The following is a 12,200-nucleotide window of genomic DNA, read 5'->3' on the forward strand; positions in this document are numbered from 1 at the left end:
AGGGTGAAGGCGGGGATAAGAAAGTGAATAGTTTCACTTTCTACCGACTGAACGCGAGGCCTCTGGCCGTCGGCCGGACCATTGCCAAGCGCCAAATAATAGAAAACCCGATTCGAAAGAGTCGGGCTTTTTTTCGTCTAATTCCCTCGGTAACAGCTAAACGAGCTTATTTCTCCTTGCGCGAAAACAGCGCACTTTTTGTATCCTTTCTCTTGTACTACTGAGTTAAGAAGTTACCATGAAAGCCTAACGGGATCGTGTAGGGCAGCCATGCACGGCAGATAGGCCCAGCTGAGACATCATCGGCACGCAGTATGTTTAAACATGTTCGCTTACTTGGTATATGAAGAGCTGTTCCAATAAGGTAGCCCCCGGACTCTTTGTTATTCTGATTTACTAATACATGCTCTTCAACTAAGAAATCTTTCCCGTAGGTATAGATATCTTGTTTCTCTGAGTTGAGATCGATGCGCCTTACACTGTCACTCCAAACGTCACTTTGCACTGAGGAGAGTGTGAATAACTGATTGTTTTGCTTTCCCGTTAAATGACTATAGATCCGAGGGAATTCACTAATACCATCAACTATTTGTTTTCTCACTTTGCCATTTTTGTACAGTGTAAATAGCACTGTGTTTGCAGGAGAAAGGGGGACGTTATCCGAACCCTGCATTATCTTTGTCATATGCTGCAACACTTCACCATTGGGATAGAGGCTGGCATCAAAATGAATATTGCCCTGATTATCTTCCCATGCATTACCAAAGTGAAAAACAAACCCTGGTTCCAATTCGTATCGTTTCACTATGTTGAAGCGTTGCTTATCAATAATAAACACTTCCATCGCTTGCTGAGCATTAAACTGAATCGATGAGAAGTGACCTTCAACTGTTCTATTACGCTTCAAAGAGGGCATAAGCAGTATGATATGACGTTCTGTGATTAAAAAATCATGCAGCATGCCGCCATTGAATCCGGTGTTTATCATGCCAACATTCAGCAATTTACCAAAACGACTTATCTGATATAACACCACATGTCCTGATTGTGCGTATCCAAAATTCCAAATGGTGCCGTCGGCCTCCACTCTTGGGTGAGCGGAAAAAGGCAATCCTTTTAAACTTTGCTCATGTGGCGTATCTTCACCGATATTAATTTGCCCTTTGGTATTGAGGGTTTTGGGATCAATGGCAGTTGCAGAGCCTGCTTCCCATAGCGCCCAAAGTTCACCATTGATAGGTAATACATTGGTATTGGCAGTATTGATTGAATCTGGTGAAGGTATAGGCAGGCTATTCGTTAGTTTACTATCTGGTCCTGAGTAGAGGTACTTTCCCGCTTGCTCTTCTTGTCTGAATTTATTGGTTCGTACAAACTTGGCTTGATGGTGGACCCTGTGATTGCCAATATTAAACTGATGTACCATGCCATCCCCCTCAAATAAATGAAGGTAGCGCTCTTTTTGTCTGTGGTGTCGACCTGGACCGTTGCGATAAAACTGACCTGTTAGATCTGTCGGTAACTTCCCCTCAAGAGTTAACTCTTGAGAGGGCAGGTCGGTTTCAGTACCTTTAAAGCCAACCAGTTCAGGGTGTTGTTCCAATGCGGCGTTAAAGCGCTGTAGATTGAGCATTAACGATTCATTGGCCCTATTATTGGCTGCTAGGACTGTATTAGGCGCAATCGCATGTACAACCGGCGCTGCCACCATACCTTTGATGAATTGACGACGTTCCATAATCGGTGCTCCCTAATAACTTATGGCCATTGATTCAGCATTGGTGCCTTGTGAAATCGTGATAGTCATCTGTTCATAGGAGGGAGGACCAAATTGCATGGTGGCATTATTAGAAAAGCTCACGCCTTCTGTGGGTATACCAAATAAATTGGTATCTAGTTGTGCATTGTTATTTTCATCATGAAACAAACGAATGGCGTAAGTTCCTGGCTCTAAATTATTAAATAGGGTGGAGACCGTACCTTTTTTCGCTCGAACTATGGTGGCTGTATATGAGTCGCCTGCCAGATAAGGTTGCTTCCCTTTAAACATCTCAATGTATATTTTTCCTGGTGTTGCATTTACGTCATTAATAGTAAGCTTAAGTTCTGCCGCGAATAAGGGGGCGCTTATACATGCTAATGTAGCTATGAGTGTTTTCATTTTTTACTCCAAGTTTGTTACATAAGGTCCGCGCTCAATTGCGCTCTGTGGTAAAAAAGATAAAATGCGAAAGGGGGGAGGACAATTCATCTTTCGCGAAGGGAGTAAAAACTTCGTGAAATGCACTTGTCTGTTTTACGATTCGTGAAATTTAAAAAAATAATTAATAAATTCAAAGGGTAATTATGATATTGCCAATGCGGAAAATCGTCTCAGATTGCATCGTGGTATTTGCCTTTGCTAGCTTTTTAGCCTTTTTAAAACCATTTGGCATGCATAATGTGGGCTACTTTTATGCGCTTAGCTTTTGGTTGGTCATGTGCTTTAGTGGTTATGTATTGTATGCTCCTGCCATCAGAGTGGGTGATAAAGCCTTGGCGTCGGTAATAAGTGAGCGCTGGCGAAAATGGATATCAGTGGGGGTATCGACCGCTGTAGCGAGTGTGTTACTGGGGCTAATTGCTCCTTTTATTGTCGATTTCTTTTTTTCGTTACAGCAGAGCTATTGGTCCTCGGTAGCCTCCTCTACAGTTGCTAGCCTCTTCATTGGCGGTTTTATCACACTTATTAGTATCATTAAGGACTATGTTAAAGCTCAGCACCAAATTATTACTGAGCAGCAGCAGAAAATTATTGATGGGAGGTCCCAAGCAGCATCAATGCAAGCACGCCCTGCCATCGAGTTTATGGGTAAGCTGCCCATCGATAAGCGCGGTAAACTTCTCTGTTTACAGATGGACGACCATTATCTAAGGGTAATTACTGATAATGGTGAGCACCTATTACTGATGCGCTTTAAAGATGCACTTCAGCTACTAGATACTTTCCCTGGTTTTCAAACTCATCGTTCATGGTGGGTTGCTAAAGACGCAGTCAGTGCAACCAAAAAAACAGGGAGAAAATTAATCTTAGTACTGGAAAATGGCGATGAAGTACCTGTTTCTCAAACTTACCTCACCTCAACGAAGCATGCATTAGATCTACACTGACAATATATCGAGTTTATTTTTACGGCATATGTTTGGTCAAAATAGCACTTGTTTATTTAAGTGCGACTTGTGTCGCAGTTTCTTGCGTGTTAAAGTGCGACATATGTCACAGAAGGGGGTGGTATGAAACCGAATAGTACAGAACTAGAGATACTAAAGCTGTTATGGAGAAAAGAGCCAAGAACAGCGAGAGAAATCCATGATGCTATCGAAGCTGAATTTGCATGGAGTTATTCATCAACACGAAAAACGTTGGAACGTATGAGTGAGAAGGGACTTTTGAAAACCGGTGAACTTGGAAATAAAAAGACTTTTATGGCAGAAGTTGACAAGGTGCCAACGCTGGCGGCTTATGCTCAAGATTTTGCAAAATCGGTACTCGAGTTAGATGGACCGCTGCCTGTTGCCATGTTCGCAGAGAGTCGATTGATTGAAGCTGATGAGCTTGAGGAACTGGAATTGTTACTCGATAAACTGAATGATAAGGAACAGGAGTAATCCACCATGGTATGGTCCACGTTCATTGGCCTTATTTCTGTGGTCCTACTTTGGGTCTTTGTGAGCGGCGTTTTATTTTATACAGCAAAGCGTATGTCTATAAAATTCCCTGCATTTCCGAGACTTTGGTGGTGTGTGCTAGCGTTGACTACGTTGCCCATAGTGCCATTAGGGATGGATAGTTTAGAGGGCAGTGTGCCAAAAGTGCTGCTCGAAGTAGAGGGGTATGTCGAGCACTCGCAAATAAAGTTCAGTCACGCATATGCCAACTCAATGAACATTGATACGCAAGACCTGCCAATTTTGATATTGGCAATCGTGTTGGGGGTTGGTATTTATAGGTTGGTGAGATTAGGCGTCAATTGGTACAAACTGGCGAAACATCTGTCGATGTTGCAGTCAATATCTCTGCCATGGAGCAACACGCCTTGTATTGAGCTGCCAGTTAACACCTCCCCATTTGTGTTTGGTTTATTCAAGCCTAGAGTAGTCATCCCAGATTATTTTAAACAATTGGATCTAAATCAGCAGAAGTCGTTGATCTATCATGAGTTGACCCATATTCGTTATAAAGATCATATTGCTATCGTAATGTGGCGAGTTTTAAGCAGCCTATTTTGGTTCAACCCATTTGTGCGAAAAATGGAGCAGGCTTTTATCGGTGCGATGGAGTGCCGGTGCGATCAGGCTACTGTGACGACCTACCTTCTTAATAAGCAGCGTTATGCAGCAACGTTACTCGCCATTTTAAAGCGTTCCGTTGCGGTAACAGATGTGGCAGGCGCAGCCCATTTTTCATCTGACGCACTGACGCTCGAAGACTATAAGTCAAGGCTTAAAAATATTGTGGCACCAGAGCCCAATCAACCCATTCTTTTAATTTTGAGCTTACTTTGTATATGTATTGTACTTGTAACACTCAATATAAAAGCAGCGCCGTTTGTGCGTCCTGATGATAGGGCTTGGCACAATCCAATGCGTGATTTCAAAATTAGCTCACATTATGGGCACATTTCACAGTTTAGAAATATGAAACCTCATGGTGGCATTGATCTCGTGGCTCCGAAAGGTAGTCCGATAGCAGCTATTGCTGATGGATATGTATTAGTGGCTGACGATACGACCTTGCCAGATCGGTTTGGCAAAGTCGTATTGCTTCAACATAACAATGGCTATCAGAGCTTATACGCGCATTTGGATAGTATTGATGTTGAAAAGGGGCAAGCAGTGCAAGGGGGAGCACCTCTGGGTACACTGGGTGAAACGGGCAGAGTAACAGGCCCTCATTTGCATCTGGAGCTAATACATAAAGCACAACGGCTTAATCCGCTAGCAGTTTTAGATCTGAAATAACGATGGAACGATATCTAATTTTTTATGCTGCGTTGATTGTGGTAGGGGTAGGTTGCGCGCCGATAAAGGGCACTGAACCAGCCAAATTGACGGACAAGTCATCATCAAATAGTGCAGCAGCGAATTCATTTTCGCGATTAAGTTCAAGTGCGAGTTTATCACAAACGCCAGTAGCGGCCGTAGTTTCGGAGACGGTGACGATTAAGGCGGGAGAATCATTGATCAGTGCACTGAAGCCTTACAAGGTGATGCCCCGCAATGTACTGAATCTGGTTGCAGCGACTCGGCATTGGTTGGACCTCAACACTATTGCGGCAGGAACAAAGTTAAAGCTAACTCTCGATGAAAATCGTCAAGTGATGGTTGTGGAAATTGGACTCAGGTTTGCCAAAATGTTGGTCGCCCAGCGTTTGGGGGAGCAGTGGCTCGTGAGTGAGTCTAGCATGCAAACACAACAAATAGGGCGGTATGCTAAGGTGAAGATCGGCGATAGTCTATTTAATAGTGCGCTCGCAGCAGATATCCCTGTCAAGATTATCAATAAACTGATTTTGGTTTTATCACATTGTGTCGATTTTCAAAGGGCGCTGCACAAAAATGATGAGTTAGAAGTATTTTACCACGCAGCCAAACTCAGCAAACCTAATGTACTGAGCCCTAGTTTGCAAGCAGGTCCATTACTGTACATCAACCTCACTGTAGCCGGTAAACCGTACGCTTTATACTTCCATAGCGACATCAATAATAAAGGAGCTTACTATTTTGCGGATGGCAAACCTGTGCAAAGTTTTTTGTTAAAAACGCCTATACATGGTGCACGTCTGTCTTCGACATTTGGCCAAAGAAAGCATCCAATTTTAGGGTTTACACGCATTCATAAGGGGCTAGATTTCGGAGCGCCACTGGGGACCCCTGTATTTGCTGCGGGAGATGGCAAGGTACTAAAAGCCAATTGGGGAGGAAGCTTTGGTAACCGCATACTCCTTCAACATCAAAATGGCTATCGCACCTTGTATGCACATTTACAAGGGTTTGCACAAAATCTTAAAGCGGGAACTTTGGTTAAACAAGGTCAAGTCATCGGGTTTCTCGGTAATACAGGGATGTCACAGGCGCGGCATCTGCATTATGAAGTTCATAAGCATGGCCGAGCGATTAACCCCTTAAACCTCGATCCTGACTTTACTGGACACCGTAAGCTAAATACGCAGCAGCTTACTCAATTATCAGTGTCTATTGCTCAAATAAATACACGAGTGTCAGCTGCACGCAGTACGCACTTCGGCTCATCCCAGAAAATGACATTAATTGAATAAGAAAAGGAGCGTATGTGATGATGAGGTTTGTAAGAAATTTAGCGTTATTGGGCGTCATTCATTGTTTTATGAGCAGTGGTGTTTATGCTGCGAACAAGTTTGAAATTGACAACACGGATACGATCCCGATTACATCTCGTGTTAATCAACAAAGTTACGAGTTGTATGTCCGTTTGCCCAAAGGGTATAGCCAGAGCAAAAAACACTATCCACTCGTCCTTATCAACGATACGAGTTACTCGATAGCGACAGCCAGCGGTATTTTGCATCTAATTGAAGGGCGAGATATAGAAGAAGTGATTTTAGTCGGAATCTCATATGCCAAAGGCATGAATAAGCTGTTCAGCCGGACGCGCGACTATACACCCACTTACGCACCAAAAGAGACGGGTGGGCATTCGATAGCGGCACAACAGGTATCGGGGAAGGCGAATAATTATGTGCAATTTATCTCGGAGCAGGTTTTGCCGCTGGTGCTTGACCGGTATCGCATAAATCCAGCCCGCAAAACATTTGTTGGGCACTCATATGGTGGTCTGTTGGGAACCTATATTTTGCTTACAACACCGACACTCTTTGAGTCTTATATATTAGGTAGCCCATCCTATTGGTATGACAATGAAGTTATCTTCGATATTGAATCTGCATATGCCGACAAAAATCAATCATTGCCGGCTGAGGTCTATGTTTATGCAGGTGGTAAGGAAGGGGTAATTCAAAAAGATTTGAATAAATTTGTCGCGATCCTCAAAAGTCGACAATACACCAACTTTAAACTTACCAGTAAAATCATTCCGAACACCTCTCACTTCAGTGTTTTTGCCGTGCTTCTCACTGATGGGCTAATTGGCCTTTACAGCAAATAATGTGCGCTCAATAATGAGAGGTGGTTTTGGTACTGCCTCAATATTCAACGTGTTGAAATACCTATTTATATTATTCGAAATGTCGTTTGCTAATTGTTCATAGTGCAACACATGGTGAGTGTTGCACTGATAAAGTGAATCAGCGTTGAGCATAATTAGTACTGATTATTCGTTATGTTATAACAATATTTGCTTCGTTAAATTTTTGTGTAATTTAATTGACACATTTGTTTGATCATTTTATATTCGTTCTGTATCCATTAGAAGAACAATAAAAAATGAACAAACTTGCCTTTTTTCTGATTTTAACAGCTATTTCTGTGTCTTATTGGTTTCTTTATCAACCTAATCAGGTGTTTGAGTCGAATGATAGTGTCCAGAAAACTGCACCAAATGTTGCCGTTTATGTAAACAACGCCATGCCGGAAAAAGCAATAAGTTTACCTGAGCAAGATAAAAACGTTGCTCCAAATGCAATGAAAGTCATTGTGCCTGAAATGGAGCGATTACCACTCGATATTGGGGAAATTGCATCCATTTCAGATGATGCGCGAGAAGTGTTGGAAGCTGCTGGTGTATTAGTAAGAGACATTAGTGAAGAAGCTTATGTCGAGTTTGACTTAGATGCTATGCAGCAATTAGAAGTCGGGGATACGTTTGATTTGACCATCCCACAAACAACGGAAATGCATCGCGCAGAAGTGACACAAGTGGATGTATTTCCTAATGGAGACAAAAGTGTCTTTGCACAAGTAACTGGCTCTGATAATCGTTTTCATAACTCGGTAATGACAGTGGGTAGCAATGCGATTTATGGGCAATTTACGGTTTCGTCTGGCAACTATGTATTTGAGTCCCATGGCAAGCACGGCTGGATAGCAGCAAAGCGTGACCTATATAAGAATCATGTAGAACACACGCCTGTAGAGCGTGGTCCTGCTGAGGGGGAAAAAGATCTCTTTTCTCCACCAATAAAAACACAGACAACAAGAAAGGAAAATTAACATGAAAAAAGCAATCTTGGCGGCAACGCTAACTGTTGCCTCAGGTCTCACGCACGCTAATACCATTGACATTGCGATTTTGTACAGTGACGAAGCGGCTGCAAAGACATCCAATATTCAAACAAAAATTAATCAATTGGTGTCGTTTTCAAATCAGGTCTATAGTCAAAATAACGTTAATTTAAGACTCAACTTGGTTGCGTCGGATTCAATCGGAAGTGCACAAGTAACCGCTGATGAAAACTGGTTAAATTCACTCACTAACAGTGCTTCAATTGCACAGTATCGAAATACTCACCGTGCAGATATGGTCGCGCTTTTGGGTGTGGGTTCATCAGCTGGCAGCAATTTAATTAGCTGTGGTATTGCGTGGGTTGGTCAAGGCAGTAATGGAAATCTGTATCCATCGCAAGTGGATAAGATGTATTCAATCACGGCTGTAGACTGTGGTGCGACAACGTTTGTCCATGAGCTAGGCCACAACCAAGGCTTAACGCATGCGCGCAGACAAGGTGACACGTCTGGTGGGGTATACACAGATGGTATGGGGCATGGTGTGTACAATGTATTCACCAGCATTATGGCATACCCACATGTCTTTGGCAGCGCAACGCAATATGATTATTTCTCGAACCCAAACTGGACGGCACACGGCCACCCTTATGGTGTCGAAGGTGAGTCGTATGCATGGAAAACAGTGAATGCGACCAAAGATGACATTGCAAATATGAAATAACATGCGAATTTAACTTACAACATGTAAAGCAATTTAGAGCGTTCCGCACGGAGCGCTCTTTTTGTATCACTCTCTGGTAATTCCTTGCAATTTATTCTCAGTTTTACGTCGCGATTGCGATATAATATGCGCCCATAAATCTCTTGGGATAATGGTTCAGATCTTGATCTATGCAGTTGAATGTCTGAATTGGTTTCAGTATGTTGATGAACAGGTGCTCTCATAGGTCAAAAAAAGATGAATTTTTGCTCAGCGTAGTCGCGTATTGTGAAAAAGTGTCAACACGATTTTCGAATATTATGAAACAATTTAGTGCGTTACTTTCATTAAAAGTTTCTTTAAGTAGATGTTTCATAAGTACAAATTGATTGCCCCTAAAATTGTAATTTTTTTTTAAAAGTTCATAACTGTATATTTATAAAGAGATTTCTTGTTCACCCTTGGACGAGCGGTAGTTGATGTATTAAGGAATTCCTTGGTACACTTGTTGGGTGGTTGTTTTATGAATATTTACATATTTCGTATTATTCACTTAAGTTTCTTCATATCTGTTAATCAATTAAGTGACTGGTACAGTTAGCCGGGAATCATTATTTGCAAAAGGATATTATGCGAGCTTCGTTAGGGGACTTTGTTCTAGATCTTGAACAACGCTTGCTTTACCTTAATGACGAAGAGATCGCCGTAGAGCCAAAAGTAATGGAGTTATTGTTATATCTCTATCACTGTCGTGGTCGCTACGTGACTATTGAAGAGTTACACGAGCAAGTGTGGTCAGACCGTATTGTGACGGACACCGCGGTGCGTGGTGCTGTCAAAAAACTGCGCGTGATATTAAAAGATGAAGACATTACCTCACCAAGTTATATAAAGTCGGTGCCAAAACGAGGTTACAAACTCGTTTGTGATTCACAGCCAATTTCAGAAGAACCAATCTCGACAGATGAATCCTGTCACGCAGAGGAGATACTGCGTACTTCCCCCAAAATTGACACACCTATTGCGCCCGAAATCACGCGCCCAGCTAGCGTCAGGTTTAGCCAAAATACGCTTTTGCTCTTGGTGTTTTGTTCTTTGGTCGCTTTACTAGGTGGGTGGGCAACCTATTCGAGTCAAACTTGGCCATTCAGTGTATCGCAAATCGAAGCCTCGGATGTAAACACATTGACCGAGTTTAAAGGCGAAAAAACGTCGTTGGCAGTGTCTAAAGATGGGCGCTATATCGCTTTTACTGGGCGTTCATTTGAAAATGAGCTGAGTCAGGTATATTTGTATGACAAGTATGAAAAAACCATACGCCAGCTAACTACCAATGAGCCAAGTGCGATGTTTGTTCGTTTTGCTCAAAACGATAAAGCGTTAGTATTTAGCAACACACTAACGGGTAACTCATCTTTAAAATTACTGCCCTTGACCGTGGCTGAACCTGAAAGCGCCATGGTGACGCTCCTAGAAGGGCGCTATCTGATCGCAGATATTCAGCCTGGGCGTGCGAGCTCCGAAGTAATTGTGCAGTTGGCAAATGCCAATCAATCTCAGCTAATGCTTTATGCCATTGATTTAGAAGGTGATCAGGAAACGCGTCTCGTCACAGTCAGTCAATCGGACGAATACATAGTTAGCATGAGCACATCGCCAGATCGCCGTCGTATTGTGACTGCAAATATCAGTGCAGGACGGGCGCAGTTGATACTGCACGATCTGATCAGTCAGCAAGAAACCATTTTAATCGATGGCGACACACCAATCGATAAAGTCGTCTGGCGCAATGATAGCGAAATCTTATTGCTCAATGAAGACTCGATTCGCCTTTATGACCTGAAAACGAAGCAATTTCACATCGTGTATGACAATGTTTCAGCATTAATAACCTCAATGGAAAGTGACCACCAAGGTGGGCTGGTGGTGATTAAAAAGTCCCAAGAGCGTGCAGAGCGTTTATACATTGAGCGCTCGTTTTCCAATGGGGTGAGTAAGGTGATAGATACACAGCCAGAAATTGTATCTATGATGTTTGATTCATCCGACGACGAACTAAAGTGGGTGCGGGTTTTAAAAGATAAACGCAACTCTATTGGTAGCTTTAATATTAAGACCAAACATATCAATATTGTATATCAAAGTGATGGCAAGATAGAGCTGCTGGATGTATCTAAAGACCATAAATGGATAGTGTTTAAAGAGGATTATCGCCTTGCCGTATTTTCTGTTGAGGAGCAGCGGGTACATTATTTAACGTCGAGCTCCAATTCATGCAGTGACGGTGTATTCAATCCAAGTGGTGAATACATATTGTATGGTGTTCAAGTGGGTGGCAGATGGGAAATACAGAAATATGATATTGCGACAGGACAGAGCGATGTATTTTTAAATGATTTTAGAACTATTCGAACCGCATCAACAGGGTATGTCGTTGCGACAGAGGCGGGTCAATTAGCTTATCTAGAGTCACAAACTGCGCTGCCGCAGCCGCTGAATCACCGTATTGGTCTTGAACCGATTACACGATGGCATGTCAGGAATGATAAGGTCGTTTGGTCTACCTATGATCATATAAAAAGCTACTTACATTACTTTGACTTGAACAGCCAGTATTATCATGTAATGGAAGATTTTCTATTTAGTTTACACCCGAGAATTTCTGTTGATAGGAGCGGTGGGCGAGTCGTGTACTTGTCAGTGCAGATAAATGATGCCGCACTGCAGCAAATAAATTTTCATTAGCAATGGATGGTAGATATCGATCTGTTATTCAATTTTCATTTAAACAACAAAGAACAAAACTATGAACTCTACAAAAGCACTTATTTTTGCTTCACTTAGTACGTTGGCTTTCATTAATACCAGTGGACTTCCACCACCGGATCCGGAGTCTTGTCCCATAGTTGGAACTTGTAAAGACCCTCGAGAAGATGAGAGAGAGTCAAGGTAACATATCTCTATCGGCAGCTAGTTGCATCTCTAGCTGCTTCAAGTCCTATTTTCCCCCTATATAAACGCGTATTTTGCAACTCATTCCTTAAACGTAATACACACTTCGTAAATTATCTTTGTTATTTATGGATTTTAAGGTGTTGATATTAATGCTTATTTAATTGGTTATACAAAAGCAATACATTGGTTGTTGGAGATTTTGCATTATTTTTATAGTTTAGACAGCGCAACGAGGTCAGGGCATTGGGCAAGTTTATTTTGCGCTTGAAAACGTGTGTAAGAGAGAGTTAGTAATAAGCAGAATCAGCCAGGAAGCAGAATCAGCCAGGAAGCAGAATCAGCC

General features: G+C 42.3%; 11 protein-coding genes. 9 read left to right on the top strand and 2 right to left on the bottom strand.

Translation table 11 applies throughout. The features are described 5' to 3' along the window. Nucleotides 1-224, top strand: a 224-nt coding sequence (locus L1286_RS23640) for a hypothetical protein (RefSeq protein ID WP_235409481.1), incomplete at its 5' end; no start/stop codon positions are given. Here L1286_RS23640 and L1286_RS23645 read toward each other — a convergent pair. Further along, nucleotides 218-1,738, bottom strand: a complete 1,521-nt coding sequence (locus tag L1286_RS23645; protein WP_235409482.1) for a carotenoid oxygenase family protein — start codon at nucleotides 1,736-1,738, stop codon at nucleotides 218-220. The genes L1286_RS23640 and L1286_RS23645 overlap by 7 nt on opposite strands. Nucleotides 1,739-1,750: 12 nt before the next feature. Beyond that, the gene (locus tag L1286_RS23650; protein WP_235409483.1) at nucleotides 1,751-2,161 is read right to left on the bottom strand and encodes a DUF2141 domain-containing protein; all 411 of its coding nucleotides are present in this window, start codon (nucleotides 2,159-2,161) and stop codon (nucleotides 1,751-1,753) included. 197 nt (nucleotides 2,162-2,358) lie between these two features. Between L1286_RS23650 and L1286_RS23655 the strand changes: the two genes are divergently transcribed. The 8 genes from L1286_RS23655 to L1286_RS23690 all read left to right on the top strand — a co-directional run bounded on the left by L1286_RS23655 (nucleotide 2,359) and on the right by L1286_RS23690 (nucleotide 11,647). Continuing rightward, nucleotides 2,359-3,150, top strand: coding sequence for a LytTR family DNA-binding domain-containing protein (locus L1286_RS23655; protein ID WP_235409484.1), 792 nt, complete (start codon nucleotides 2,359-2,361; stop codon nucleotides 3,148-3,150). A 123-nt stretch (nucleotides 3,151-3,273) separates the two neighbouring features. Then, nucleotides 3,274-3,648, top strand: coding sequence for a BlaI/MecI/CopY family transcriptional regulator (locus tag L1286_RS23660; protein WP_235409485.1), 375 nt, complete (start codon nucleotides 3,274-3,276; stop codon nucleotides 3,646-3,648). Nucleotides 3,649-3,654: 6 nt separating this feature from the next. Continuing rightward, nucleotides 3,655-5,001, top strand: coding sequence for a M23/M56 family metallopeptidase (locus tag L1286_RS23665; RefSeq protein ID WP_235409486.1), 1,347 nt, complete (start codon nucleotides 3,655-3,657; stop codon nucleotides 4,999-5,001). Between the two features lie 2 nt (nucleotides 5,002-5,003). Then, nucleotides 5,004-6,317, top strand: a complete 1,314-nt coding sequence (locus tag L1286_RS23670) for a M23 family metallopeptidase (protein WP_235409487.1) — start codon at nucleotides 5,004-5,006, stop codon at nucleotides 6,315-6,317. A gap of 17 nt (nucleotides 6,318-6,334) precedes the next feature. Further along, a complete protein-coding gene (locus L1286_RS23675; RefSeq protein WP_235409488.1) occupies nucleotides 6,335-7,183 on the top strand; it encodes an alpha/beta hydrolase in 849 nt (282 codons plus the stop codon). 278 nt (nucleotides 7,184-7,461) lie between these two features. Beyond that, on the top strand, nucleotides 7,462-8,187 hold the full coding sequence (locus tag L1286_RS23680; protein WP_235409489.1) for a hypothetical protein: 726 nt from the start codon (nucleotides 7,462-7,464) through the stop codon (nucleotides 8,185-8,187). Nucleotide 8,188: 1 nt separating this feature from the next. Beyond that, the gene (locus tag L1286_RS23685) at nucleotides 8,189-8,923 is read left to right on the top strand and encodes a zinc-dependent metalloprotease family protein (RefSeq protein WP_235409490.1); all 735 of its coding nucleotides are present in this window, start codon (nucleotides 8,189-8,191) and stop codon (nucleotides 8,921-8,923) included. Between the two features lie 609 nt (nucleotides 8,924-9,532). Continuing rightward, nucleotides 9,533-11,647 carry a winged helix-turn-helix domain-containing protein gene (locus L1286_RS23690; RefSeq protein ID WP_235409491.1) on the top strand — a complete coding sequence of 705 codons (2,115 nt, stop codon included), beginning with the start codon at nucleotides 9,533-9,535 and terminating at the stop codon, nucleotides 11,645-11,647. Nucleotides 11,648-12,200: the final 553 nt, after the last annotated feature.

Origin of the sequence: Pseudoalteromonas sp. SMS1 (assembly GCF_021530565.1) — a bacterium.
Lineage (GTDB): Bacteria > Pseudomonadota > Gammaproteobacteria > Enterobacterales > Alteromonadaceae > Pseudoalteromonas.